This is a genomic window from Lacticaseibacillus kribbianus (assembly GCF_020180945.1).
Lineage (GTDB): Bacteria > Bacillota > Bacilli > Lactobacillales > Lactobacillaceae > Lacticaseibacillus > Lacticaseibacillus kribbianus.
The window spans coordinates 340,382-364,604 of the sequence record NZ_JAIPUL010000002.1 but is presented as its reverse complement, the minus strand read 5'-3'; the positions used below and the strand labels follow the sequence as shown (position 1 = coordinate 364,604).

At 63.4% G+C, this 24,223-nt stretch carries 22 protein-coding genes, 1 rRNA gene, 1 pseudogene and 1 riboswitch; of the genes and pseudogenes, 8 read left to right on the top strand and 16 right to left on the bottom strand.

Annotated features, from left to right (window positions below; translation table 11 throughout):
- Nucleotides 1-151: 151 nt before the first annotated feature.
- From LE416_RS08950 to LE416_RS08940, 3 genes are all read right to left on the bottom strand, one after another.
- Nucleotides 152-1,719: ribosomal RNA gene (locus LE416_RS08950) — 16S ribosomal RNA — on the bottom strand.
- A 480-nt stretch (nucleotides 1,720-2,199) separates the two neighbouring features.
- The gene (locus tag LE416_RS08945; RefSeq protein ID WP_225048156.1) at nucleotides 2,200-2,577 is read right to left on the bottom strand and encodes a CvfD/Ygs/GSP13 family RNA-binding post-transcriptional regulator; all 378 of its coding nucleotides are present in this window, start codon (nucleotides 2,575-2,577) and stop codon (nucleotides 2,200-2,202) included.
- A gap of 66 nt (nucleotides 2,578-2,643) precedes the next feature.
- Nucleotides 2,644-3,222 (bottom strand): peptidylprolyl isomerase, encoded by a 579-nt coding sequence (locus LE416_RS08940; protein ID WP_225048155.1) that lies wholly within the window; start codon nucleotides 3,220-3,222, stop codon nucleotides 2,644-2,646.
- Between the two features lie 161 nt (nucleotides 3,223-3,383).
- Here LE416_RS08940 and LE416_RS08935 point away from each other — a divergent pair, with 161 nt between their 5' ends.
- The 3 genes from LE416_RS08935 (at nucleotide 3,384) to LE416_RS08925 (ending at nucleotide 5,861) form a co-directional block, all read left to right on the top strand.
- Nucleotides 3,384-4,367: an NAD(P)/FAD-dependent oxidoreductase gene (locus LE416_RS08935; RefSeq protein WP_225048195.1), complete on the top strand. Its 984-nt coding sequence runs from the start codon at nucleotides 3,384-3,386 to the stop codon at nucleotides 4,365-4,367.
- A 241-nt stretch (nucleotides 4,368-4,608) separates the two neighbouring features.
- Nucleotides 4,609-5,112: a phosphatidylglycerophosphatase A family protein gene (locus tag LE416_RS08930; protein ID WP_225048154.1), complete on the top strand. Its 504-nt coding sequence runs from the start codon at nucleotides 4,609-4,611 to the stop codon at nucleotides 5,110-5,112.
- A 101-nt stretch (nucleotides 5,113-5,213) separates the two neighbouring features.
- A complete protein-coding gene (locus LE416_RS08925) occupies nucleotides 5,214-5,861 on the top strand; it encodes a VTT domain-containing protein (RefSeq protein ID WP_225048153.1) in 648 nt (215 codons plus the stop codon).
- Between the two features lie 48 nt (nucleotides 5,862-5,909).
- Here the strand turns inward: LE416_RS08925 and LE416_RS08920 are convergent, their stop codons facing one another.
- From LE416_RS08920 to groES, 5 genes are all read right to left on the bottom strand, one after another.
- On the bottom strand, nucleotides 5,910-6,524 hold the full coding sequence (locus LE416_RS08920; RefSeq protein ID WP_225048152.1) for a TIGR01906 family membrane protein: 615 nt from the start codon (nucleotides 6,522-6,524) through the stop codon (nucleotides 5,910-5,912).
- A gap of 1 nt (nucleotide 6,525) precedes the next feature.
- Nucleotides 6,526-7,302, bottom strand: coding sequence for a TIGR01457 family HAD-type hydrolase (locus LE416_RS08915; protein ID WP_225048151.1), 777 nt, complete (start codon nucleotides 7,300-7,302; stop codon nucleotides 6,526-6,528).
- A 13-nt stretch (nucleotides 7,303-7,315) separates the two neighbouring features.
- Nucleotides 7,316-8,005 (bottom strand): YutD family protein, encoded by a 690-nt coding sequence (locus LE416_RS08910; protein WP_225048150.1) that lies wholly within the window; start codon nucleotides 8,003-8,005, stop codon nucleotides 7,316-7,318.
- A gap of 635 nt (nucleotides 8,006-8,640) precedes the next feature.
- Nucleotides 8,641-10,269, bottom strand: coding sequence for a chaperonin GroEL (groL, locus tag LE416_RS08905; RefSeq protein ID WP_225048149.1), 1,629 nt, complete (start codon nucleotides 10,267-10,269; stop codon nucleotides 8,641-8,643).
- A 36-nt stretch (nucleotides 10,270-10,305) separates the two neighbouring features.
- Entirely contained in the window at nucleotides 10,306-10,590 is a 285-nt protein-coding gene (gene groES / locus LE416_RS08900; RefSeq protein ID WP_225048148.1) for a co-chaperone GroES, read from the bottom strand.
- A gap of 152 nt (nucleotides 10,591-10,742) precedes the next feature.
- On the opposite strand from groES, the gene LE416_RS08895 reads away from it, so the two are divergent.
- Nucleotides 10,743-11,369: a CPBP family intramembrane glutamic endopeptidase gene (locus LE416_RS08895; protein WP_225048147.1), complete on the top strand. Its 627-nt coding sequence runs from the start codon at nucleotides 10,743-10,745 to the stop codon at nucleotides 11,367-11,369.
- Between the two features lie 554 nt (nucleotides 11,370-11,923).
- The gene (locus LE416_RS08890) at nucleotides 11,924-12,991 is read left to right on the top strand and encodes an LCP family protein (RefSeq protein ID WP_225048146.1); all 1,068 of its coding nucleotides are present in this window, start codon (nucleotides 11,924-11,926) and stop codon (nucleotides 12,989-12,991) included.
- A 112-nt stretch (nucleotides 12,992-13,103) separates the two neighbouring features.
- On the opposite strand, the gene LE416_RS08885 is transcribed toward LE416_RS08890, so the two are convergent.
- The 4 genes from LE416_RS08885 to LE416_RS08870 form a co-directional block, all read right to left on the bottom strand.
- Nucleotides 13,104-14,615, bottom strand: a complete 1,512-nt coding sequence (locus LE416_RS08885; protein ID WP_420844382.1) for a flotillin family protein — start codon at nucleotides 14,613-14,615, stop codon at nucleotides 13,104-13,106.
- 169 nt (nucleotides 14,616-14,784) lie between these two features.
- On the bottom strand, nucleotides 14,785-15,177 hold the full coding sequence (locus LE416_RS08880; RefSeq protein WP_225048145.1) for a hypothetical protein: 393 nt from the start codon (nucleotides 15,175-15,177) through the stop codon (nucleotides 14,785-14,787).
- A 9-nt stretch (nucleotides 15,178-15,186) separates the two neighbouring features.
- The gene (locus LE416_RS08875) at nucleotides 15,187-15,756 is read right to left on the bottom strand and encodes a hypothetical protein (RefSeq protein ID WP_225048144.1); all 570 of its coding nucleotides are present in this window, start codon (nucleotides 15,754-15,756) and stop codon (nucleotides 15,187-15,189) included.
- Between the two features lie 248 nt (nucleotides 15,757-16,004).
- Nucleotides 16,005-16,661, bottom strand: coding sequence for a redox-sensing transcriptional repressor Rex (locus tag LE416_RS08870; RefSeq protein ID WP_225048143.1), 657 nt, complete (start codon nucleotides 16,659-16,661; stop codon nucleotides 16,005-16,007).
- 206 nt (nucleotides 16,662-16,867) lie between these two features.
- On the opposite strand from LE416_RS08870, the gene LE416_RS08865 reads away from it, so the two are divergent.
- Nucleotides 16,868-18,811 (top strand): ABC-F family ATP-binding cassette domain-containing protein, encoded by a 1,944-nt coding sequence (locus LE416_RS08865; protein ID WP_225048142.1) that lies wholly within the window; start codon nucleotides 16,868-16,870, stop codon nucleotides 18,809-18,811.
- A 312-nt stretch (nucleotides 18,812-19,123) separates the two neighbouring features.
- On the opposite strand, the pseudogene tsaD reads toward LE416_RS08865, so the two are convergent.
- From tsaD to LE416_RS08845, 4 genes and pseudogenes are all read right to left on the bottom strand, one after another.
- Nucleotides 19,124-20,140: pseudogene (gene tsaD / locus LE416_RS08860) on the bottom strand (tRNA (adenosine(37)-N6)-threonylcarbamoyltransferase complex transferase subunit TsaD); the annotation flags it as partial.
- A gap of 14 nt (nucleotides 20,141-20,154) precedes the next feature.
- Nucleotides 20,155-20,691, bottom strand: coding sequence for a ribosomal protein S18-alanine N-acetyltransferase (gene rimI / locus LE416_RS08855; RefSeq protein WP_225048141.1), 537 nt, complete (start codon nucleotides 20,689-20,691; stop codon nucleotides 20,155-20,157).
- The gene (gene tsaB, locus LE416_RS08850) at nucleotides 20,675-21,397 is read right to left on the bottom strand and encodes a tRNA (adenosine(37)-N6)-threonylcarbamoyltransferase complex dimerization subunit type 1 TsaB (protein WP_225048140.1); all 723 of its coding nucleotides are present in this window, start codon (nucleotides 21,395-21,397) and stop codon (nucleotides 20,675-20,677) included. The genes rimI and tsaB overlap by 17 nt, the downstream gene beginning before the upstream one ends.
- Before the next feature lie 116 nt (nucleotides 21,398-21,513).
- The gene (locus LE416_RS08845; protein WP_225048139.1) at nucleotides 21,514-22,035 is read right to left on the bottom strand and encodes a folate family ECF transporter S component; all 522 of its coding nucleotides are present in this window, start codon (nucleotides 22,033-22,035) and stop codon (nucleotides 21,514-21,516) included.
- Nucleotides 22,036-22,065: 30 nt separating this feature from the next.
- Nucleotides 22,066-22,211: riboswitch (THF riboswitch) on the bottom strand.
- A 213-nt stretch (nucleotides 22,212-22,424) separates the two neighbouring features.
- Between LE416_RS08845 and LE416_RS08840 the strand changes: the two genes are divergently transcribed.
- Complete coding sequence (locus tag LE416_RS08840) at nucleotides 22,425-23,393, top strand: asparaginase (protein ID WP_225048138.1); 969 nt, start codon at nucleotides 22,425-22,427, stop codon at nucleotides 23,391-23,393.
- Nucleotides 23,380-24,030, top strand: a complete 651-nt coding sequence (locus tag LE416_RS08835; RefSeq protein ID WP_225048137.1) for an endonuclease III domain-containing protein — start codon at nucleotides 23,380-23,382, stop codon at nucleotides 24,028-24,030. The genes LE416_RS08840 and LE416_RS08835 overlap by 14 nt, the downstream gene beginning before the upstream one ends.
- Nucleotides 24,031-24,223: the final 193 nt, after the last annotated feature.

Here is a 24,223-nt window from a genome sequence, read left to right as displayed (position 1 = left end):
AACAAATACGCTTGTGTTCTCGGCATTTCTAAAAACAATGATATCCAGTTTTCAAAGAGCAAAGCTAGAGGGTGATCCCCTCAAAACTAAACAAAGTTTCATGTGATAGGTTTCCGTAATCTCAGGCCGAAGCCTTCGATATATTCCTTAGAAAGGAGGTGATCCAGCCGCAGGTTCTCCTACGGCTACCTTGTTACGACTTCACCCTAATCATCTGTCCCACCTTAGACGGCTAGCTCCCTTACGGGTTACCCCACCGGCTTCGGGTGTTACAAACTCTCATGGTGTGACGGGCGGTGTGTACAAGGCCCGGGAACGTATTCACCGCGGCATGCTGATCCGCGATTACTAGCGATTCCGACTTCGTGTAGGCGAGTTGCAGCCTACAGTCCGAACTGAGACCGGCTTTAAGAGATTAGCGTACCCTCGCGGGTTAGCGACTCGTTGTACCGGCCATTGTAGCACGTGTGTAGCCCAGGTCATAAGGGGCATGATGATTTGACGTCGTCCCCACCTTCCTCCGGTTTGTCACCGGCAGTCTTACTAGAGTGCCCAACTGAATGCTGGCAACTAGTCATAAGGGTTGCGCTCGTTGCGGGACTTAACCCAACATCTCACGACACGAGCTGACGACAACCATGCACCACCTGTCATTTTGCCCCCGAAGGGGAAACCTGATCTCTCAGGTGATCAAAAGATGTCAAGACCTGGTAAGGTTCTTCGCGTTGCTTCGAATTAAACCACATGCTCCACCGCTTGTGCGGGCCCCCGTCAATTCCTTTGAGTTTCAACCTTGCGGTCGTACTCCCCAGGCGGAATGCTTAATGCGTTAGCTGCGGCACTGAAGGGCGGAAACCCTCCAACACCTAGCATTCATCGTTTACGGCATGGACTACCAGGGTATCTAATCCTGTTCGCTACCCATGCTTTCGAGCCTCAGCGTCAGTTACAGACCAGACAGCCGCCTTCGCCACTGGTGTTCTTCCATATATCTACGCATTTCACCGCTACACATGGAGTTCCACTGTCCTCTTCTGCACTCAAGTTTCCCAGTTTCCGATGCACTTCCTCGGTTAAGCCGAGGGCTTTCACATCAGACTTAAGAAACCGCCTGCGCTCGCTTTACGCCCAATAAATCCGGATAACGCTTGCCACCTACGTATTACCGCGGCTGCTGGCACGTAGTTAGCCGTGGCTTTCTGGTTGGATACCGTCACTACGTGAACAGTTACTCTCACGTACGTTCTTCTCCAACAACAGAGTTTTACGATCCGAAAACCTTCTTCACTCACGCGGCGTTGCTCCATCAGACTTTCGTCCATTGTGGAAGATTCCCTACTGCTGCCTCCCGTAGGAGTTTGGGCCGTGTCTCAGTCCCAATGTGGCCGATCACCCTCTCAGGTCGGCTACGTATCACTGCCTTGGTAGGCCTTTACCTCACCAACTAGCTAATACGCCGCGGGTCCATCCCAAAGCGACAGTCCGAAGACCGCCTTTCAACCTCGGACCATGCGGTCCAAGGGTTTATGCGGTATTAGCATCTGTTTCCAAATGTTATCCCCCACTTAAGGGCAGGTTACCCACGTGTTACTCACCCGTCCGCCACTCGGTGTCAGTGAAATCTGTCCGAAGACTTCAATCACTAAAACCTCGTTCGACTTGCATGTATTAGGCACGCCGCCAGCGTTCATCCTGAGCCAGGATCAAACTCTCATGTAATATGAGCTGTTTGAATAGCTCGATTTGTTGTTACTAGCGAATTGACTTCGCAATGTTTAATTCTTTTCAATTAAGAAAAGCCCTATCACATTTACGAAACTTTGTTCAGTTTTCAAAGGACTACCTTGTCGTTAAGACAACTTTGATAGTATATCTTATCGCGACGATGTTGTCAACGGTGAATATTTATTCAGATCCGCCGTCTGGCGACCAGCCGGCCGCTTCGACAACAACAATTATCTTACCAGCCAAACCGCCCTACCGTCAACAGGAAATGCCCGATTCCAGCGAAAAAAATCAAGAGCCGAATGCAATCCGAACGTCCGCCCGTCGATGCATATTCAATCGGGTAATTCGCGAACGAGCCACCGTTCGAACGTAATTTCATTCGGTCAGACACAGGACGTCCCCGCGCGCGGGTGGGCAAAGTGGTGACCCAAGACGCGCGGGCCCGCGCGCCGGGATAAAAAAAGAACGCGCTCACGGCGCGTCCTTCTCCAACTCCTTTAAGTACTCCGAGACCCATCCGTCGAGGCGGCTGGCGATCGGGGCAAACCCGGTGTGGTACTTCCGGTTCGTCCAATAGTGCTTGCGATGCCGATAAGTCGTCATCGCCGGCGCCGGCTGCAGCGCCCGCAGTGACAAGCTGATCTTGCCCGAGTACTCGTCGATGTCCAAGATGACCACCGCCAAGCTCTGGCCCACTTTGAATAGGTCCCCGAGTGCCTTGACGAAGCCGTGCTGGCACTCGGAAATGTGGATCAGCCCCTGGTGGTCCTCATCCAGCAGGACGAACACCCCATACGGCTGAATCCCCGTGACTTTGCCAGTAATGATATCTCCGATGCGATACTCCATGCTGACACTTCATTTCTGTTTTTCGATTTCCCTTAATAGTATACATGAAAAATCGCACGTGACCAGCTACTTTTCGATGGTGATGGACTCGATCACAACCGGGGTGTTCGGCTTGTCGGCGGTTGTCTTGACCTTACTGATGGCCTGAACCACGTCGAGGCCGGCCAAAACGTGGCCGAAAACGGTGTGGCGCATGTCCAGCCACGGGGTGCCGCCGTTCTTGTAGGCGTCAATCACCGGCTGCGGGTAGCCGGCGCCGGGCATCTGGCTCAGCATGTTCTGGTTGATGTGTTCATTGGAGACGATGAAGAACTGGCTGCCGTTGGTGTTTGGGCCGGCGTTGGCCATCGATAAGGCGCCCTGCAGGTTGAAGACGGTCGGGTTGAACTCGTCGGCAAAACTATCGCCCCAGAGGCTTTCGCCGCCGGCGCCGGTGCCGGTCGGGTCGCCGCCCTGAATCATGAAGTCCGGGATCACGCGGTGGAACGTGATGCCGTTGTAGTAGCCCTTTTCGGCCAGACCGATGAAGTTCTCAACGGTCTTCGGGGCCTGATCCGGGAAAAGCGCCAGGGTGATGGTGCCGAGGCTGGTCACCATCGTCGCCTTGGGGCCGTTGAAGTGTTCGAGATCAAGTTGTGGGTACATAGTTTCCTCCTTCGGGTGCGCGCGCTGCGTACCACAATTTCGTTTCGGGTGCGGCACACCGCACCGATGCTTCGTTCAGTTTATTCTACCGTAGCCGCCGCCCGATTACCATGCGGCGCCAAAATGTGATACCTTAAGTCTGTTACCGGAAATGGGGAGAGATAATGTCAGAACACACTTACGAGATCACTGTGATCGGCGGCGGCCCGGTGGGCATGTTCGCCGCGTTTTACGCCGGGCTGCGCTCCGCTGACGTGCTGCTGGTGGAAAGCCTCAGCGCGCTGGGCGGCCAAACCGGCAACCTGTACCCCGCCAAGATTCTCTACGACATCGGCGGGATGCCCGGCATCAGCGGCCAGGGCCTGGTCGATCACCTCAAGGAACAGGTCGCCCACTTCAAGCCGACCGTGCAGCTGTCCACGGCGGTCACCGCCATCACCCCGACTGAAGACGGCTTCACCCTCACCACCACCCGTGAGCCGATCCACACCAAGGCCGTCATCATCGCGACCGGCGGCGGCGCCTTCACGCCGCGACGGCTGGCGATCGACTACGACCCGGCACTGGACGGAAGCAGCGTGCTGTACTACGTGACCAACCTCGAGGACTTCCGCGACCTGGACGTCGCCATCGCCGGCGGCGGCGACTCGGCGATCGACTGGGCGCTGGCGCTTGAGCCGATTGCCCACAGCGTGCACCTGATCCACCGCCGCAACCAGTTCCGCGGGCTGGAGTCCAGCGTCGCCGACCTCAAGGCCAGCACGGTGGCGCTTCACACCCCCTACCTGATCGATGCGGTCAACCAAAACGACGCGCGCCTCGACATCGGCCTCAAGGAGGTGCGCGGCGACGCAACCGAACGGCTGGACGTCGACCGGCTGCTGGTCAACTACGGCTTCATGAGCGACAACAAGCAGCTGCGCAACTGGGGGCTTGAGCTCGACGGCAACGCCATCGCGGTCGACTCCCAGATGGCCACCAGCATCCCCGGCATTTTCGCCATCGGCGACGTCGCGTCCTACCCGGGCAAGCTCAAGCTGATCGCCTCGGGCTTCGGCGAGGCGCCGACCGCCGTGGCGGCGGCCCTGGCACGGCTGTACCCGGAGCGCAAGCAGGCGTTGCACAGCACACAGCTTTACCATTAGTTGAGCTGGCCCATCCCGGGCGTTGGACACGACCAGTCCACGCGAGGCCGGACCGTGGGCACCGCCGGCCGACCACCCGCGCGCTCGACCCACGCGCACCGACTGCCGAACCGCGCTCTGGCGCCCGGGCCGCGCGGATTGGCCGGCTCTTGGGCCGCACCCGATTCACGGCCACCCGCACCCGCCCTTTTTCGGCACGCCACAGCGACGCGCCTCACTGACACCATATAGGAGGCATTCCATGACCAACGAAACCAAGCTGTACGAGCACACCCTCGCGCTTTTGCAGGAGCGCGGCGTGACACCGGAGGCAATCGGCGAGCTCGTGATGTTCCTGCAGGCGAAGTTCATCCCGAACCTGACGCTTGAAACCGCGACGCAAAACGCGCTGATCGTCCTGAAGAAGCGCGAGGTGCAAAACGCGGTGATGACCGGCATCTACCTGGACAAGGCGGCCGAGGCCGGCAAGCTGGAGCAGCCGTTGCAAAACATCATCGCCGAGGACGAGGGCCTGTACGGCGTCGACGAGATTCTGGCCTTCGCCATCGTCAACGTGTACGGCTCAATCGGCTTCACCAACTACGGCTACATCGACCGGGTGAAGCCGGGCATCCTGGCCAAGCTCAACGCGCACGAGCCGGGCATCATCCACACCTTCCTGGACGACATCGTCGGGGCCATCGCGGCGGCGGCCGCCAGCCGGCTGGCCCACGCCCACCCCGAGCTTGAGGACGACAATTATTAAGCTTTGACCAAGCCCCGGCCCGCGCCGGGGCTTGGCTAGTATAATAGGCCCTAAACTAATCCCGCCGGCCGACAGGTCTCGGCGCCCCACAAGGAGCAACCATGACGCAACTGATTGACTTCATCCTCCACATCGACACGCACCTCGTCACCATCGTGAACAGCTTCGGCAACTGGACCTACCTGATCCTGTTTGCGATGGTGTTCATCGAAACCGGCGTGGTGATTTTCCCCTTCCTGCCAGGGGACTCGCTGCTCTTTGCCGCCTGCGCGCTGGCCGCCAACGCCGACTACCACCTGAACGTGTGGCTTTTGTTCGCGGTGTTCCTGGCCGCGGCGGTGCTCGGCGACACGGCCAACTATGAGATCGGCCGCCACCTGGGGCTGGCCGCGTCCAACACCGGCTGGTTCACGAAGCTGATCAACCGCGAGAAGCTGCAGTCGGCCGAGGCCTTTTTCAACAAGCACGGGGGCAAAACCATCGCGATCGCGCGCTTCATGCCGCTGGTGCGCACCTTCGCGCCGTTCGTCGCCGGCGGGTCGAACATGCACTACCCGAAGTTCATCCACTACAACCTGCTCGGCGGCTTCCTCTGGGTGACGATGTGCTGCGTGGCCGGCTTCTTCTTCGGCAACCAGCCGTTCGTCAAGGCCCACTTCTCCGTCGTCGTGCTCGGCATCGTCGCCATCTCGCTGATTCCCGTCGCCATCACGGCGCTGCGGGCCCGCAAGTCCGGTGCCAAGGCCTGATCACGCAAAAGGGGTCCCATTCCACGGAATGGGACCCCTTTTTGGCGCTCACAGCTTCGCGTCGCGGCGGCCGGTGACGATTCCCCACGCCATCAGCGCCTCGAACGCCAGAAGCGCCAGGGCGAAGCAGGCCAGGAAAAAGTCCTCCGGCAGCACCAGGATGATCGGGTCGGTCGCCGGGTCGAACAGCCAGTCGTTGTTGCGGAACATGATCTTGTGGAAGGCGACGAATACGGCGTCGAAGTTGATCGACATCAGCGCGCCGAGCACGATCGGCGCCACGGCGCCGATCTGAAACGGCCGCACCAGCACGAAGCGGGTCTTGGCCGCGCGCAGCTTGGTCAGAAAACGAACGGCGATCGGGCCGGTGACCACGCAGATGACGATGTCCAGCAAAAACAGGCGCTTGACGTCTGAGAAGTGGCGCGCGCCGTGCATGCTGACCGGAAAGTCGCTCATGTGCAGGTGGGTGAGCCACGGGAAGTGCAGGTAGGCCATCAGCTGCACGTAGTTGTGGTACAGCTTGCCCATGCCCATCCCCGCCACGTCCTGCAGGTGATCGAGGTGAACGAACAGCGGGAACAGCGCGAACGACAGCAGAATCGTCAGCCAGATCGCCGCGCTGATCAGAAACAGCCAGAGGGCCAGGAAGCGCCAGCGCATGCTACACCTCCCAGTCCGCGAGGCTTGCCACCTCGTGCGTCGGCTGAATCGCCTCGGCCGCGACCTGCTCGCGCGTGGAGATGCCGGTGTACACCAGCAGTTGGTCGATGCCGGCGTTGATGCCCGCGGCGATGTCGGTGTGGTAGTTGTCGCCGACCATCACCACGTCCTTTTTGGCCAGGCCCATGCGCGCCAGCCCCTGCTCCATGATGATGGCCTCGGGCTTGCCGATGTAAAAGGCGCGCCGCTGGGTGCTGCGTTCGACCAGCGCGATGACGGAGCCGGCGCCGGGCACGTGGCCGCGCTCGTTGGGCAGGTTGGTGTCGGCGTTGGTGCCGATGAACATGGCGCCGCGCTGAATCGCAAGCGTCGCCAGCTCGAACTTGTGGTAGGTGACGTCGTAGTCGAGCCCGACCACGACGTAATCGGGGTCGAACTCGTTGAAGCGCAGCCCGGTGTCCAAGAGCGCCTGCTTGAGCCCGAGCTCACCGATCACGTACACCGACTTGCCGGAGACGTCGCCGTGGTTTTGTTCCAGAATCCAGGCCGCGGTGGCGAGGCTCGGCGTGTACACCTGCTCGGGCAGCGCGTGGATGTCGTGGTTCTCGGCGAGGTTTTTGCACACCGCCTCCGGGGACTTCGTCGTGTTGTTGGTCAGAAAAAGAAACGGCAGGTGCTTGGCCTGCAGGCGCTCGATGAAGGCCTTGGCCTCCGGGATGCGTTCCCTGCCGCGGTACACCGTGCCGTCCAGATCGATCATGTAGCCTTTGTATGTCAAAATTCTCGTCTTCCTATTTCTCGTTAGTCTCGCGCGTGTGAATCGTGAAGTGGCGCTTGCGCGGTTGGTTCGGCGCCACGGTTTCGGCCTTGCCGCCGGTCACCTGGGCCTGCTTGCTGCGGGTCTCGGTGTACGGCTTGCGCGCCGCGTCCCGCCGGTTGCCGCCGCGGCGACCGCCGGTGCGGGAACCAGCCGCCTTGGCGTCATCCCGCCGGCCGTTGGTCGGGCGGCCTTCCTGGCGCTTGGGCGCGGGACCGCTCGCTGCCCCGCGCGCGGTAGCTGGCTGCGGGTCGTCTCTGCGGGCGTCCGTGCGGCGCCGTGGACCGCGGCTGCGCGGCCGCTTTTTGGCCGGCTTGTCCGGGGCGTCCAGGCGCGACAGCACGAAGTAGGCGCAGCCGAAATTGCAGTACTCCAGCAGGTAGTCCTGCAGGTTGTGAATCAGCTGGTCCTTGTTGGCGCGGCGGTTGTCGTCGTTGTAAAAGCCGCGCAGCCGCAGCTGGTCGTAGCCCCAGTCGCCGACGATGTAGTCGTACTTGTCGAGGATGTCGGTGTAGCGAGCGGCGAACTTCTCGCGGTCAAACGCAGACGTGTGGTCCAGCGCAATCGCGTAGCGCCGCCCGTCGATGGTCACCATGTCCGGTGCGACCTGAACCACGCGCATCGCCTGTTCCTCGTCCGGATTCACTGCCTCTTGTTCCGTCATGGTCTCCCCCGCTTTCGATGACCGCCGTGCGGTCGATATTGGTTAAGTATAGCACGAAACCCAGACGCTGTGTGGCGGGTGCAGGCTGCGGGAACTGATAGGCCCGGGCTACGGCACGGACGGGCCACAGCTTCCGGTTCCGCCCCGGGCGGCGGAACGCGTGGGGCTCTCCTGAGCCCAGAGTGCGGTCTCAGGATCCGCCCTTGCAGTAAGCCGGCACAAACCGCCGACTAACTGCAATGTCACGCTGGCTCGCCCGGGCCTCCACCTGCAGCCGTAGCCCGTCCGCGCCTCCGCCCTACAAAGTAGTTCTGAAATTTTCCCGTGGTCTTGGTGACACACGGTCGCCGGTACCGCTTTTCGGTTCTTATTCGTACCGGCCGGTGGCCGAGTACGGCCCAAGCGCTGACCTTACGCTGGCCGGTGGCCTAGGCCCGCCCGGCTCCGCCCTGAATCGTCGTCGGGCTGCGCCGAGCAACGCCGGTTCGTCCAGCTAAGGCCGGCACTCGGGCCAAAGTGCGGCCCAAGTACCAGCCTTACGCTAGCCGACCGGCTAAGCCCGCTCGGCTCCGCCCTGGTGCAAAAAAAGACCGGCCTCAGCCGATCTTTTTTCCTTCTTGTCTAAGAAGCGTGGGTTACATCATGCCGCCCATGCCCGGTGCGCCGGCACCTGGCTGTGGAGCGTCCGTCTTCGGTTCTGGCTTGTCGGCCACAACGGCCTCGGTGGTCAGGATCAAAGCGGAAACGGAAGCGGCGTTTTGCAGCGCGGAGCGGGTCACCTTGGTCGGGTCGATGATGCCGGCCGCGGCCATGTCTTCCCAGACGTCCGTTGCGGCGTTGTAGCCAAAGCCCGTGGCTTCGTGCTTCATGCGCTCAACGATGACGGAGCCTTCCAGGCCCGCGTTTTCAGCAATCTGGCGAACAGGTTCCTCAAGGGCGCGCAGCACGATGTTGATCCCGGTCTGGACGTCGCCTTCCTCGGTGAGGGCGGCAACGGCCTTTTGCGCGTTGACGAGGGCAACACCGCCGCCGGCCACGTAGCCTTCCTCGACGGCCGCACGGGTCGCGTTCAGGGCGTCTTCGATGCGGTACTTGCGCTCCTTGAGCTCGGTTTCGGTTGCAGCACCGACCTTGATCACGGCAACACCGCCGGCCAGCTTGGCCAAGCGCTCCTGCAGCTTCTCCTTGTCGAAGTCAGAGGTCGTGTCCTCGATCTGCTTCTTGATGGTGGCCACACGCTCGGCGATGGCGTCCTTGTCGCCTGCGCCTTCGACGATCGTCGTGTTGTCCTTGGTGATGGTGACCTTGCCGGCCTGGCCGAGCTGTTCGAGCTTGGCGTCCTTGAGGTCGAGGCCGAGGTCGCCGGTGATGACGGTGGCGCCGGTCAGGATCGCGATGTCTTCAAGCTGCGCCTTGCGCCGGTCGCCGAAGCCTGGAGCCTTGACGGCAACGACGTTGAAGGTGCCGCGGATCTTGTTCAAAACAAGGGTCGGCAGCGCTTCGCCGTCCACGTCGTCGGCGATGATCAGGAGGGCCTTACCCTGCTGCACGATTTCCTGCAGCAGTGGCAAAATGTCCTGGATGTTGGAGATCTTCTTGTCGGTGATCAGGATGTACGGGTTGTCGAGGTCCGCTTCCATCTTGTCGTTGTCGGTCACCATGTACTGAGACAGGTAGCCGCGGTCGAACTGCATCCCCTCAACGACGGAGAGCTCGGTCTGGATCCCCTTGCTTTCCTCGATGGTGATGACGCCGTCGTGGCCGACCTTTTCCATCGCGTCGGCGATCAGGTCGCCGACTTCAGGGTCAGCGGACGAAACGCTGGCCACCTGCGCGATTTCCTTCTTGCCGGAAACGGTGTGGGAAATCTTGTGCAGTTCGTCAACGGCCGCCTTGGTGGCCTTTTCGATCCCGCGACGGATGCCGACCGGATTGGCACCGGCGGTCACGTTCTTCATGCCTTCGCGGATGATGGACTGGGCCAGAACGGTCGCGGTCGTGGTGCCGTCACCGGCGATGTCGTTGGTCTTGGTTGCGACCTCGGCCACCAGCTTGGCGCCCATGTTCTCGTAGTGGTCCTCAAGCTCGATGTTCTTGGCGATGGTCACACCATCGTTGGTGATCTCAGGGGAGCCGTAAGACTTGTCCAAAACGACGTTGCGCCCCTTAGGCCCAAGGGTCGTCTTGACCGTGTTTGCTAACTTGTCGACGCCGGCCAGCATTGCGTGGCGCGCGTCCTCGCCGAACTTAATATCTTTTGCCATGTGTCTACTTCACCTCATATGATAGATTTGACTTGGTTACTCAGCGATTGCCATGAGGTCCTTTTCGTGCAGGACCAGGTACTTCTCGCCTTCGTACTTCACTTCGGAACCGGCGTACTTGTCGTAAACGACCACGTCGCCGACCTTGACGGTGAGCGGCAGAAGCTTGCCTTCCGGCGTGCGCGTGCCTTCACCTACCGCGACGATCTTGCCGGATTGGGGCTTTTCCTTCGCGTTGCTGGCGAGCACGATGCCCCCAACAGTCTCTTCTTGTTCCTCAACGACCAACACGACGACGCGGTCTCCTAATGGTTTTAACAAGGCAATCCCTCCATACATGATTGATTAGGCTTAGCACTCTTACGTCTCAAGTGCTAACTACATTCATAACTATAACGAGTTTGCCGCCTGAATGCAACCCCCAACTCTCTCTGTTATACTGACCGTGACAAGAATTCCCATGGAGGTGCCCGATGTCATTACAAAAACACGCGCTAGAACTTATCGGCTGCTACCTAGTCGCCCTGATCGGCGGCACGCTGTTGACCCGGCTGGGGGCGCTCGGCCTGTGGCTCAGCGCGGCGCTGGCCCTGGCCTGCCTGCTGGTCGCCTGGCGCTTCGACGCCAAGCTGGTCGTGCCCAACGCCATCGAGGCGCCCGGTGTCGCAAGCCCGACGTCGCGTGCCGTGTGGGGCGTCTCCGGCATTGCCATCGTGCTGGCCGCGCAGGTCGTCGGCAGCCTGCTTGAGCAGCTGCTGTTCGGCCTCGCTGGGGCCGGCGCTTTGAACCAGACCCTGACGGCAATTCACACCGCTCCCGGCTACCTGATCAGCCTGATCATCGCGATGCCGATTCTCGAGGAGCTCACCTTCCGCCGCGTCCTGTTCGGCAACCTCGCCGGTGTCACCGGCAAGTTCGGTGCGGCCCTGATCGCCGGCCTGCTGTTCGCCCTGGCCACCAACCCCAGCCACTGGCTGATGGGCACCTTGGCGGGGCTCGCCTACGCCTTCCTCTACCAGCGCACCGGCAGCATCCAGCCGGCGATCATCGCCCACATCGGCACCGTCGCCCTGACCCTGATGTACGCCGTGGGACACTAACCAGGGCGGAGCAAGGCGCACTTAGGCCACCGGATAGCGTAAGCCCAGCGCTTGGGGCGCACTTTGCCCCGAGTGCTGGGCTTAGCTAGACGAGTGGCCGTTGCCTTGAGGAGCCCGACGATACTAGGCGGAGCAAGGCGCACTGAGCGGGACACATAGCGTAGCACCGGCACTTGGACCCGCACTTAGGTCCAAGTGCCGGTGCAAGCTATGTGCTCCCGCGTTGCCTTGCGGAGCCCAACGATGACCAGGGCGGAGCAAGGCGCACTTAGGCCACCGGCTAGCGTAAGCCCAGCGCTTGGGGCGCACTTTGCCCCGAGCGCTGGGCTTAGCTAGACGAGTGGCCGTTGCCTTGAGGAGCCCGACGATACCAGGGCGGAGCAAGGCGCACTTAGCGGGACACATGGCGTAGCGCGCACGAGCCACTGCTGCAGGCTTCGGTTCGTGCCGCAACCCAGCGCAACCGTCCCCGAGCTTAAGGATGCGTTAACAACACCGCTCCGGGCGCCCGGGCGGCACGCAACCCTGTACAATGGCACTGAGGAGTGATTCGAATGGATAGTCGCACCAACCGCCACCAGCGGCCGAGCCGGCCGTGGCTCAAACTGATTCTCTTGATTGTTTCCACTGCGCTGGTCGCCGCCGGCCTCTACGGGCTGCGGCTGTACAGCCAGGCCAAGTACGCCTTTGACAAGACCTACGCCAGCATCGACGGCTCGAGCAAGGCCAACCCCACGATTCAAAACAAGAAGCCCTTCGCCGCGCTTTTGATTGGCGTGGACTCCGGGGCGCTGGGGCGCACCGACAACGGCCGCTCCGACACCCTGATCGTGGCGGTGGTCAATCCGCAGAAGAAGCAGACGACGCTGGTCAGCGTGCCGCGCGACACGGCGGCCAAGATGATCGGCACCAAGTCCTTCAACATGCAAAAGATCAACGCCGCCTACTCGATCGGCGGCTCGAAAATGGCCGTCGACACCGTGTCGTCGCTGGTCAACGTGCCGATCAACTACTACCTGACCGTCAACATGGGGGCGCTGGAGAAAATCGTCGACGCGGTCGGCGGCATCGACGTCCAGGTGCCCTTCTCCTTCACCGACAAGGACACCGGCTCGCAGCACTTCGTCAAGGGTCCGATGCACCTGAACGGCGCGTGGGCGCTGGCCTACGCGCGGATGCGTCACGAGGATCCGGAGGGCGACTACGGCCGCCAGAAGCGCCAGCAGCAGGTCATTCGCGCCATCCTCAAAAAGGCGCTGTCGACCGACACGCTGACCCATTTTGACAGCCTGCTCAAGACCATCTCGGGCAACATGCGCACCAACCTGAGCTTCTCCGACCTGACCGCGCTGGTCGCCAACTACCGCGCCGCGGCCGGCAAGGTGACCACCGACCACGTGCAGGGCCACAACGCCTGGGTCTACCCGGGTCCGTCGTCCTACCAGGTGCCGGCAACCGCCGAGCTGCAGCGCGTCTCCGACAAGCTGCGCGCCGCACTGGGGCTGAAGTCCGAGACCATCGCCAACCAGAACGTGCGCGAGAACAACGCCAACAAGACCTTCGACTTCAACAACCCTAACGCCCAGGTGTACACCATCTACAACCCGGAGCTGGGACGTTGACATTGCCGTGCGCCCCCTGCGACAGGGAGCGCACGGCTTTTTTAGTGTGGCCGCCGACACGAAAAAGGCGCATCCCCGCAAAACTACGGGGATGCGCCCTGACTGACGCGACTTAGTCCTTGTCCGCGACCGCGTCGGCCACCGGCTTGGTACCGGCCTTGGTGCTGATGGTGCTGTTGATCACCTGCTCCAGGTCGATGCCGGTCATCTGGCGGATCATCGTCAGCTGCTTGGTCATGTTCTCGACCGACTGCCCGGTGACGTCGCCCTGACCGTAAAGGGTCACATGGTCAACGTTCTTGTAGGCGTCCGCGTTGGCGGCGAACAGCGCTGGCATGACATCCAGCACCATCTGCAGCTTCCCGGACTCGTTCATCTTGGCCAGCGCCGCGGCCTTTTTCTCCGTGGCCTCGGCCTCCGCCAGCCCGACGGCGCGGGTCTTGGCGGCCGTCGCGTTACCGGTCAGCTCCGTGGCCTTGGCCTCGGCCTGGCCCTGCACCTCGACCTGGTGGGCCGCGGCGTCGGCGGCCTGGCGGACCTGCTCAGCCTGGGCGGCCGCCTGCAGCTTGACCTGCTCGGCGGAAGCCTCGGCGGCTAAGCGCACCTGCTCGGCCTGCGCCTGCGCCTGGGCGATGCTGGCCGCCTTTTGCGCGGCGGCCTCCTGCTCGGCCTGGTAGCGGTTCGCGTCGGCCTGCTTGCGCACGGTCGCGTTCAGGGTCATTTCCTGCAGGTCCGCATCCTTTTGGGCCAGCTCGATGTCCTTTTCCTTCTGGACCTGCTTGGCCTTCATCTGCTCGGCGATGGACGCCTGGTCGGCCTGCGCCTTGGCGATCTGCTGCTCCTTTTCGAACTCTGCGACCTGCACGGCCTGGGCGCGCTTGGAGTCGGCGACCTGCGTCTGGCGCTTGATCTCCTCCTCCTGCGCGAGCTGGTCGGCCTCGGCCTGCTTGATGCGCCGCTCCTTGTCGGCCTCGGCCTCGGCGATCGCCGCGTTCTTTTTGACCTCGGCGATCTGCTTTTTGCCCAGGCTGTCGAGGTAGCCGTTGCTGTCGGTGATGTCCTTGATGGTGAAGGAGACGATCTGCAGGCCCATCTTGGCCAGGTCGGAGCTTGCAACCTCCTGCACCTTCTCGGCGAAGACTTCGCGGTTCTGGTAGGTGTCCTCGACGGTCAGCGTGCCCAGGATGGCGCGCAGGTGCCCCTCGAGGATCTCGGTGGCCTCGCCGTTGATCTGCGCGTCCTCCTTGCCCAGGAACTGCTCGGCGGCCGTCGCGATCTCCTCAAGCGAGGAGCCGATCTTCAAAATGACGGTGCCGTCGACCTTGATCGGCACGCCGGCCTTGGTGTAAACCTCGGGGGTCGCCACCTCGATCGTGCGGGTGTTCAGGGACAGCGCGTCCCAGCGCTGGACGATCGGCAGGATGAACGCCCCGCCGTTGGTGATCAGCTTCACCTTGTTGCCGTTGGTGTCTTGGTACGAGTGCTTGCCGCCGATCATGGCCCCGGAGATGATCAGCACCTCGTTGGGCAGTGCGGTCTTGCGGTGCGTGACCAGAAAAACAAAGAACAAAATGACCAAGACGGCGATGACGCCGATGGCAATCAGGCTAGAGTAATTTTCCATCATGACACTTCCTTTAGTAGAGTGTGAACGCGGCGGGCTTAGCGGTCGACCAGCGCAGGCTGGGCGATGGGTCGCACTTGGACCCAGCACCCTGACCAGCTGGACGTACCCGCGTCGCCGCGGTGAACACGTTTTGCGAGTGGCCGGCACAGCGACCAGTGACAGTTCCCTATTCCAACTCCTTATCCGGTGCGCCCTGCGCCGGCTGCACGTAGGCGACGCCTTCCTTGAGCTCGATAACCACGACGCGGGTGCCCTGCGCGATGCGGGTCCCGGCGTCGTACGCGCGGGCGGCGTAGGTCTGCCGCGCGCGCCCGTTGCCCGTGACCATCACCTCGCCGAGCCCGCCGACCGGGATGGTCAGGCTGGTGGTGCCGACCAGGTAGCGCTTGGCGCTTTCGGCGGTGCTGTTGTCCACACCGCAAAACAGCCGGCTGAGCGCGGCCAAGATCGGCAGCGCGACGAGGGAGAAAAGCGCCCAGACGAACGCGCCGCCGACGATGGCCACCAGAATGCCGACCAGCGCCAGCACCCACCAGGGTTGATTCAACAATGCCTCCATGGTCTCACCTCATCCCATGATGTAATACCAGATCAGCACCACCGCGATGATGATCATCACCACCGTGGCCCAAGGCGACCCCTTGGCCTGCGTCGGCTGCTGGGCGGGCCTGGGTTGTGGCGAAGTCTGGCGCGGCAACTCGGTTGGCATCCGCACCCGCTGGCTTTCCGCCTCGGGCTGGGACTTGCGCCGCTGGGCGTTGGCGTTGCGCTGCGGCTGGTTGCGGGCCGGCTGCCGCGGGGCCTGGGCCTGGCTGCCGGTCGGCCGCGACCGCTGGGCGCCGGCGTTGCGCGGGCGATTTGCGCCCTGGTCCGCGGCCGGACGCGCGGTGCCGCTTGGTCGTGCCGCTTGTGGCGCGTTGGCCCGCGGCGCCGAGAGCGCCTTGGGCTTGGCAGCCTCCTGGCGCTGACCCGGGGTCGGCGCGTGGCCGGCCACCGCCTTTGCCGCGGCGCCGCGTCCGAGCGCGATGCCCGGGCGACCGAGGCCCAGCCCCGGCCGCAGCACGTGCCGCTGCTTCAGGCTGATGCCGACGTGATGCTGCTTCAATAGCTGACTGCCGCGCTGCCCGTCTAGGCTCATGGCTGTCCCTCCCCGCTTGTAATCGAGGCCAATATACCAATTTGCGGGGTAAACGTCAATCACGCGGGCCATGCCTGCGCCAGGCGCGACGATCGGCCGCCGCCTCACGCCACCCGGCCGCTGGGCCCCGGGCGCAGAGTCCGCCACGCGAAACCGACCGGACGCAAAAAGGCCGCCGCGCAACCACCCCAGTGGGCGGTGCGCGGCGACCTTTTCGGAATCGGGCGCCGGCGAAACCGACAATTCGCCTAGTCTTCCTCGGTTTCCTGCAGCGTCGGGCCGTAGTGCTCCAGGAAGTAGATCAACGTCTGCAGCTCGGTGGCCAGGTCGACGTTTTGGACCCGGACGTAGCTTGGCACTGAGATGCGCAGCGGCGTGAAGTTCATGATGCCCTTGATGCCCGCCTTCACCAGGTCGTCGGTGATGCCCTGGGCCGCGTCGATCGGCACGGTCAGGATCACGATCTCGATCTGTTGCTGGCGCAGCTGGGAGACCAGCTCCGCCATCGGGTACACGGGCACGCCGGCCTGGATGGTGCCGGCGATGTCCGGGTTGACGTCGAAGGCCGCGCTGATCCGAATGCTGTTGGTCTGGCGGAAGTTGTAGTTCAAAAGGGCGTGGCCGAGGTTCCCGACGCCGACCAGCGCGACGTTGGTCAGGCGGTCCTGGTTCAGGATTTTCTTGAAGAACTTGATCAGGTCCATCACGTCGTAGCCGTAGCCGCGCTTGCCCAGCGCCCCGAAGTACGAGAAGTCGCGCCGGATCGTCGCCGAGTCCACCTTGACGGCCTCGGACAGCTCCGTGGAGGAAACCTTGGTGGTGCCGGAGTTCGCGAGGAAGTTCAGGTAGCGGTAGTAGAGCGGCAGGCGCTTCGCCGTGGCCTTGGGAATCATCGTTTCAGCCATTCATTTGCCTCCTAAGTTGGCCGCGCGCAGGCGGCGGCACAGTTTGCCGCGAAATTGTGAAAAATTCCGCATGCTTCTCAAAATATAGTAACCGCTTTTCAAGAAGACTGCAAGTTTCGGCGCTAGTCTTGCTCATTTAATTTCACAACCCGAACTTTCCTTCTATGGTAAACTGGACTTATTAACCTCCCGAAAGGAACGATAAGATGATCATCATGCAGGCCCAAGGCGTTGGCCGCACCTTCGACGGCAACGACCTATTCACGGGCATCACGCTTGAGGTCCAGACCAACTCGCGCATCGGCTTGGTCGGCCCCAACGGCATCGGCAAAACCACCCTGCTGCGCATACTCGCGGGCCTCGACCCCGCGGACGGCGGGCTGGTCACCACCGGCAAGAACATGTCGATCGGCTACCTGGCGCAGGACTCGGGGCTAGACTCCTCCCGCAACATCTTCGCCGAGATGCTCACGATTTTCGCCGCGCAGATCGCCATGGAAAAGCGCATGCACGAGCTGGAGGCGGCCATCGCCGACCCCGCGCTCGCCAAGGACGCCGACCAGTACGACGCAGTAATGAAGCAGTACGACCAGCTGCAGCACGACTTTGAGGCCCAAAACGGCTACGGCTACCGCGCCGAGATCCGCGGCGTTTTGACCGGCTTCAGCTTCCCGGAAGACACCTGGGAGATGCCGATCCACACGCTGTCCGGCGGCGAGCGCTCGCGGCTGGCGCTGGCCAAGCTTCTGCTTGAGCACCACGACCTCATCATCCTGGACGAGCCGACCAACCACCTGGACATCGACACGCTCAGCTGGCTTGAAGGCTACCTCAAGACTTACGCCGGCGCGATTCTCACCGTCAGCCACGACCAGTACTTCCTGGACCACGTGGTGTCTGAGATCTACGAGCTGACCCCGACGCGCGCCGTGCACTACACGACCAACTACTCCGGCTACCTCAGGCAAAAGGACCAAAACCGCGCCCTGGCGTGGAAAGCCTACGAGAAGCAGCAAGAGGAGATCGCCAAGCTCGAGGACTTCGTGGCCAAAAACATCGTGCGCGCCAGCTCCACCAAGCAGGCGCAGGCGCGGCGCAAGCAGCTCGAGAAGATGGAGCGCCTGCCGCGCCCGGACGGCCCGGAGAAAACCGTGCACTTCCACTTCACCCCTGAGAAGACCTCGGGCAACGAGGTGCTGCAGGTGATCGACGCGTCCGTCGGCTACCCGGACGGGCCCGTCATGGCCGGCCCGATCGATTTTCAGGTCAACAAGGGCGACCGCATCGCCATCATCGGCCACAACGGCGTCGGCAAGTCCACCCTGCTCAAGAGCGTGCTCGGCCAGATTCCGTTCAAGGCCGGCCGCGCGCGCTTCGGCACCAACGTCACCACCGGCTACTACGACCAGGATCAACACCAGCTGCACTGGGACAAGTCCGTGATCGCCGAGATCTGGGACGACCACCCGACCATGGCCGAAAAGGACATCCGCTCGGCCCTGGCCGCCTTCCTCTTCGACGCCAACGACATCGAAAAGCGCGTCGGCGACCTCTCCGGCGGCCAAAAGGCGCGGCTGGAGCTGACCAAGCTGTCCTTGAAGCACGACAACTTCCTCGTGCTCGACGAGCCGACCAACCACCTGGACATCAACTCCAAGCTGGTGCTCGAGCAGGCGCTCGCCGATTTTGGCGGCACCGTGCTGTTCGTCTCCCACGACCGCTACTTCATCAACGAGCTGGCGACCAGCATCGTCGACATCCAACCGGAAGGCGCCGACCGCTACCTCGGCAACTGGGACTACTACCAGGAGAAGCTGGCCGAGAAAAAGGCGCTGGCCGCAGAAAACGCAGACTCGGTCGCGGCCCCGACCGTCAGCGCCGCCAAGAGCGACTACCAGCAGAGCAAGGCCGACCAAAAGGCCCAGCGCAAGCTCGAGCGCGAGGTGGCGGCGCTTGAAGAGCAGCTCGGGACGCTGTCCGACCAGGCCGACGCGCTGCAGCAGCAGATGACCGCGCCTGAGGTCCTGACCGACTACGTCAAGATGCAGGCGCTTCAAGAGCAGCTCGACGCCGTCAACGCCAAGGTGGCCGAGACCGAGGACGCCTGGGAGGACGCCAGCCTGAAGCTGGAGGACCTGCAGGGCGACTAGCGGCGACCGCCGGGTTCCGGCCCGGATTGGCGCCGTCTTTCGGCCTCACACGCGTTCGACCACACCAAAGCAGCGGCCCCGCCGCGCATCCCTGAATGGATGCGCGGCAGGGCCGCTCTTTGTCATGTCGTGAGGCTACTTGCGTTGGCGCACCGGACCCGGCTTGGGCAGCACAACGCCCTGCCCGTCGCGCAGGCCCGGGAGCGGGTCGCGTGGGTCGCGGAATTGCGGTGCGGTTGGCTCCGGATGGTGCGGCGCGGCGGTAGTCAGCGGGGCTTTCGCCGCCACGTCTTCAGTTGCGGCCACCGGCTGCGCGGCGCGCGAGAAGTTCAGGCCCGGCGTGGCGGTCAGCGACTCGTCGGCCAGGTGCCCATGGGCCAGCTCGATGTGGGCGGCCGCGCCGATCATCGCCGCGTTGTCGCCGGTCAGGCGCACCGGCGGCACAATCAGCGTGACGTCCGGGTGCTTAGCGGCCAGGGCCTGAGCCAGCGCGGTGCGCAGGCCCTGGTTGGCCGCGACGCCGCCGGCCAGCACCAGCTGGCCAACCGGGTGCAAGTCGAGCGCCGCCATGGTTTTGGCCACCAGCACGTCGACCACCGCGGCCTGGAAGCTGGCCGCGAGGTCCTCGCGGCTCAGGGTCTCACCGATCTGGTCGGCGTGGTGCACGGTGTTGATGAACGCCGACTTCAGGCCGCTGAAGCTGAAGTCCAGGTCGTCTGAGTCGACCATCGCGCGGGGAAAATGGAACGTGTCCTGCCCCAGGTGCGCGAGCCGGTCGACCTCCTTGCCGGCCGGGTAGGGAATGCCCAGCACGCGGCCGATCTTGTCGTAGGCCTCGCCCGCCGCGTCGTCGCGGGTGTCGCCGATGATGGCGAACTCGCCGGGGTGATTGACGGTGACCAGCTCGGTGTGGCCGCCGGAGACCACCAGCGCCAAAAGCGGGTAAACCAGCGGCTGCACGAAGCGGGCGGCGTAGATGTGGCCGGCCATGTGGTTGACCGGAATCAGCGGCAGGTGGTGCGCGAACGCGACCGTTTTGGCCGCCGTCACGCCGATCATCAGGCTGCCGACCAGGCCGGGTCCGTAAGTCACGGCCACGGCGGTCAGATCGGCGTAGGTCACCTTCGCCTCCTTGAGCGCCAGGTCGATGACCTCAGTGATCTGCTCGACGTGGTGGCGCGAGGCGACCTCGGGCACGACGCCGCCGAAGCGCTTGTGCGAGTTGATCTGCGTGGCGATGATGTTGCTGCGGATGGTGGTGCCGTCCTCGATCACCGCAACGGAGGTCTCGTCGCAGCTGCTTTCGAAGGCTAGAATCAGTTCACTCAAAAGTCCTCGTCCTTTCAATCCAGCGGCCGCCACATGTCCATGGCGTCCTTGTGCGTGCCCGCGTAGTACCCTTGCTTGATGGCGCCGTCGTAAAAGCCCAACTTGTGGTAAAGCGCCTGGGCGGCCGCGTTGTCGGTCGCCACCTCAAGCGTCAGCTGGCGCGCGCCGAAGTCGTAGGCCTTGGCGATCATCACCCGCATCAGCGCCTCGCCGATGCCCAGCCGCCGCACAGACGGGCCGACGGCGAGGTTGGTGATGTGCGCCTCCGTGCCGATGAAGCTGCAGCCGATGAAGGCGTCGATGCCGTAGTCGCCGGCCAAAACCAAATACAGCCCGTGCTGCACCTTGCGCAGCTCGGAGAGAAACGCCATGCGGTCCCAGGGCGTGTCGCCCGAGTAAACCGCGCGCTCGATGCCCATCGCCGCGTCGATGTCCGCGTTGGTCATCCGGCGCAGCGTGTAGGTGGTGTCGTTGAAGGTCAGCGTCTGCTCCGCAAACCGCAGGGCGGCCGGTGGCTCGTGGTCGAACCAGGACTTAAACTTTCTCAACATAAGGGGCGTGTCCTCTATCGTCGTGGGTCTTCAGCCAGGTGGTCTCCGCCTCCGTCAGGCGCAGGTAGCGCGGCACGAAGGTGATGGCGGACACCGGCGCAAGCGGTGCGCCGAGTCCGGCCAGCCGCGACGCCCGCGGCAGCGCGGTCACCGCGTCGGTGAAGTGCGCGAGGTGGCCCAGGGCGGCGACGATCGGCTCGCGGAACTTGGCCGCGTCCGCGCCGGTGAACACCGCCGGCTGGTTCAGGACGGTGAGCTCCGCCAGCAGCTGCGCGAGCGGCAGGTGCCGGTCCGCAATCACGTTTTGAAGCGCCCCGTCGGCCCACTGGTACCCGCCGGCGAACACGTTTTGCCGGCGCGCGTCCATCAGCGGCACGATCACCGCCGGAGTCGCCGTGACGCCGGCGGCCAGCGCCGCCAGGCTGGACACACCGACCAGCTCGAGGTCCAGCGTGTAGGCCAGCGTCTTGGCCGTGGTAACCGCGATGCGCAGGCCGGTGTAGGAGCCCGGGCCATCCGCGACCACGACGCGGTCGAGGTCCGAGGCGGAAAGCCCCGACACGTCCAGCAGGCGGTGGATGGTCGGCAGCAGCTGCTCGCTGTGCGTTTTCTTGCGGTTGATGGTCATCTCGGAAAGCACGGTGTCCCCGTCCACGACGGCCACGCTCATGGCCTGGTTGGACGTGTCGAGCGCTAAGATTTTCATGTTCGGGTCTGCTCCTATCGGGTGTCTCGCGTGCGGCCGCCAGGGCTGCAGCGCGTTATTATGCCCCTTAGTGTACCACAAAAGGGACCGCCACCGGCGATCCCCAGACGTTGTGTTCAGTTGAGGTGCGGCTTGATGCGCTCGACGGCGCGCAGGGTCGCGTACGACAGGAAGGCCTGAATCGGCCACATCGCGAGGTTCTTGACCGTGCGGATGCCGATGATGCCCTGCCAGGGCGTCCCGAGCATGTCGATCCACAGGGTGTTCATGAAGATGTTGACGACCACGATCACCAGCCCGACCGCGGTGACGACGCGCCACACGGTGACCTTCTTGTTGTAGAAGAAGACGCCGTAGATGATGGCGGCCAAAACGGCGCTGAGCGTGAACGGTGGGAAGTTCGCGCCGGGGTTGAAGACGATTGTGGAGAGCTGGTCCGTGAAGGCGGCGGTCAGCCCCGACAGCCACGGGCCCAGGTAGTAGGCCATGAGAATCGTGGCGAAGAAGGCCGGGCTGAACTTCAGGAAGCTCGTGCCGAACGACAGGCGACCCAGCACGATCTGCATCGCCATGAACATCGCCATGTAGACGAGGTTGCGGGTGGTGAGCTTCGGGCCGGTCAGAGAGAGTGCTTGCATAATGATGATCCCCTTTGAGGAGACGCCAAAAGTGGCGAATGCGGACCCACCACCGCGGCTTGGGTGGCATCACCATGCCGGCGCGCAGCGCCAGCACTGGTGACCCTCCCCCGAGCCTTCGTCCGCCGTTCACATTCCGTTCCGGCGGCACTTAACGCGATGGATCCTACTCCATAGATTTTCGGTACGCCTTCAGTCTACGCCCTTTTCTGAAAATCCGCAACTTTAACCGCCTCTATCAGTTTTTCGTTCGCTAATTATAACAGTTTCGGGGATAGGTTTTGCACGAACTTTAGGGTCTGAACAGAATGGGGTTGCAAAGTGCCTCGCGCGTGTTACGCTAAGAAGCGGCGCGGGCGACCGCGACTCGAGGCCTGGAGGCGAATTGAATGAAACACATTTTGGCATTGCACACCGGCGGCACCATCGCCATGACCGCCGATTCGGCCGGCAACGTCGCACCCGGCGCCCACAACGCCCTTTTGGCGCAGGACGCGGTGCTCGACGGCATCGAGGTGACCTCGGAGGAGATCTTCAACCTGCCGTCGCCGCACGTCACGCCGGAACGGATGCTCGAGCTGAGCCGGCGCATCCGTACCGCCGAGGCCGCCGGCATCGACGGTGTCGTGGTCACGCACGGCACCGACACCCTAGAGGAGACGGCCTACTTCCTGGACCTCACGCTGGACGCGACGGTGCCGGTGGTGGTGACCGGCGCCATGCGCTCGGCCAACGAGGTCGGCTCCGACGGCCGCTACAACTACCTCAGCGCCATCCGCACCGCGGCCAGCGCCGGCGCGCGGCACAAGGGCTGCCTGGTGGTGATGAACGACGAGATCCACACCGCGCGGTTCGTGACCAAGACCCACACGACCAACGTGGCGACCTTCCGCACCCCGACGTTCGGCCCAATCGGCCTGGTGACCAAGACCGGCGCCGTGTTCTTCCAGGAGCTGATCAACCAGGCCGCCTGCCCCATCGACCACGTCGTCGATCGCGTTTTCCTGCTCAAGGCATACGCCGGCATGGACGCGACGCTGCTCGACGCGCTGCCGCAGGACACCGCGGGGCTGGTGATCGAGGCGCTGGGTGCCGGCAACCTGCCGCCGGCGACGCTGCCGGGCCTTGCGCGCCTGCTGGACCGCGGCGTGCCGGTGGTGCTGGTGTCGCGCTGCTTCAACGGCGTGGCCGAGGCGGTCTACGACTACGAAGGCGGCGGCGTCAACCTGGCCAAGGCCGGCGTGATTTTCTGCCAGGGCCTGAACGGCCAAAAGGCGCGCATCAAGCTGATCGTCGGCCTGAGCGGCGGCAAGACGGGGGCGGCACTGGCCGCGTACGTGAACAATGCCGTCAGCTGAGTGGACGCTGCGCGACGTGTACGACCGCTTGGCCGCGGCGCTTGGCCCCAGCGGCTGGTGGCCGGCCGACTCCAAGTACGAGATCCTGGTCGGCGCCGTCCTGGTCCAAAACACGAACTGGGCCAACGTCGACCGCAGCCTGACCAACCTGCGCGCGGCCACCGGCTTTGACCCCGTCCGCCTCGCCGCGCTGACCCAAGCGGAGCTGGTGCCGCTGATTCGGCCCAGCGGTTTCTACCAAAACAAGGGCCGCACCCTGGTCGGCCTTTTCGCGTGGCTGGCGCACTGGGACTTCGACCTCGCGCGCATCGGCAAGACCGCGCCGGCCACGCTGCGCGCCCAGCTGCTGGCGCTGCCCGGCATCGGGCCGGAGACGGCGGATGCCAGCCGGCTGTTCGTCTTCGATCAGCCGACCTTCGTGGCCGACGCCTACGCCCGCCGCCTGTTCACCTGGCTGGGCCGGCCTTATCCGACCTACCAGGCGCTTTACGCCACCACCGGTGAGGTCGCCGGCTGGTCGCTGCAAGACGCCCAGGAGTTCCACGGCCTGATTGACAACTTCGGCAAAACGGTCAAGACGCCGGCGGACTTCGCCGCCAGTCTCCTAGCCGCCGGGCACCTGGCGCCCTTGCCCTGAGCCGCACACCGAAAATCGCCTGCACCGCCGCAATTCTTGCGGCGGTGTTTTTGGTGTGGCCGCTGCCACTGCGCCGCCACGAGACTGCCATGACCTAAAACTTTGGTGGCAATCGCATGCACCCGCCTGAAGACGCCAGCGGCGACCGCCCGCGTGACCAGCGCGCCGGCACCAGTCGCCACAAGTGCGCCAT

Bases quoted from the DNA above. Each gene is read 5' to 3' on its own strand.
- LE416_RS08835 (WP_225048137.1), top strand. From the start codon at position 23,380: ATGCCGTCAGCTGAGTGGACGCTGCGCGACGTGTACGACCGCTTGGCC.
- LE416_RS08890 (WP_225048146.1), top strand. From the start codon at position 11,924: ATGGATAGTCGCACCAACCGCCACCAGCGGCCGAGCCGGCCGTGGCTC.
- rimI (WP_225048141.1), bottom strand. From the start codon at position 20,691: ATGTTGAGAAAGTTTAAGTCCTGGTTCGACCACGAGCCACCGGCCGCC.
- LE416_RS08940 (WP_225048155.1), bottom strand. From the start codon at position 3,222: ATGTACCCACAACTTGATCTCGAACACTTCAACGGCCCCAAGGCGACG.
- LE416_RS08865 (WP_225048142.1), top strand. From the start codon at position 16,868: ATGATCATCATGCAGGCCCAAGGCGTTGGCCGCACCTTCGACGGCAAC.
- LE416_RS08840 (WP_225048138.1), top strand. From the start codon at position 22,425: ATGAAACACATTTTGGCATTGCACACCGGCGGCACCATCGCCATGACC.
- LE416_RS08845 (WP_225048139.1), bottom strand. From the start codon at position 22,035: ATGCAAGCACTCTCTCTGACCGGCCCGAAGCTCACCACCCGCAACCTC.
- tsaB (WP_225048140.1), bottom strand. From the start codon at position 21,397: ATGAAAATCTTAGCGCTCGACACGTCCAACCAGGCCATGAGCGTGGCC.
- LE416_RS08925 (WP_225048153.1), top strand. From the start codon at position 5,214: ATGACGCAACTGATTGACTTCATCCTCCACATCGACACGCACCTCGTC.
- LE416_RS08875 (WP_225048144.1), bottom strand. From the start codon at position 15,756: ATGAGCCTAGACGGGCAGCGCGGCAGTCAGCTATTGAAGCAGCATCAC.
- LE416_RS08880 (WP_225048145.1), bottom strand. From the start codon at position 15,177: ATGGAGGCATTGTTGAATCAACCCTGGTGGGTGCTGGCGCTGGTCGGC.
- LE416_RS08870 (WP_225048143.1), bottom strand. From the start codon at position 16,661: ATGGCTGAAACGATGATTCCCAAGGCCACGGCGAAGCGCCTGCCGCTC.
- LE416_RS08885 (WP_420844382.1), bottom strand. From the start codon at position 14,615: ATGGAAAATTACTCTAGCCTGATTGCCATCGGCGTCATCGCCGTCTTG.
- LE416_RS08945 (WP_225048156.1), bottom strand. From the start codon at position 2,577: ATGGAGTATCGCATCGGAGATATCATTACTGGCAAAGTCACGGGGATT.
- LE416_RS08910 (WP_225048150.1), bottom strand. From the start codon at position 8,005: ATGACGGAACAAGAGGCAGTGAATCCGGACGAGGAACAGGCGATGCGC.
- LE416_RS08895 (WP_225048147.1), top strand. From the start codon at position 10,743: ATGTCATTACAAAAACACGCGCTAGAACTTATCGGCTGCTACCTAGTC.
- LE416_RS08930 (WP_225048154.1), top strand. From the start codon at position 4,609: ATGACCAACGAAACCAAGCTGTACGAGCACACCCTCGCGCTTTTGCAG.
- groL (WP_225048149.1), bottom strand. From the start codon at position 10,269: ATGGCAAAAGATATTAAGTTCGGCGAGGACGCGCGCCACGCAATGCTG.
- LE416_RS08920 (WP_225048152.1), bottom strand. From the start codon at position 6,524: ATGCGCTGGCGCTTCCTGGCCCTCTGGCTGTTTCTGATCAGCGCGGCG.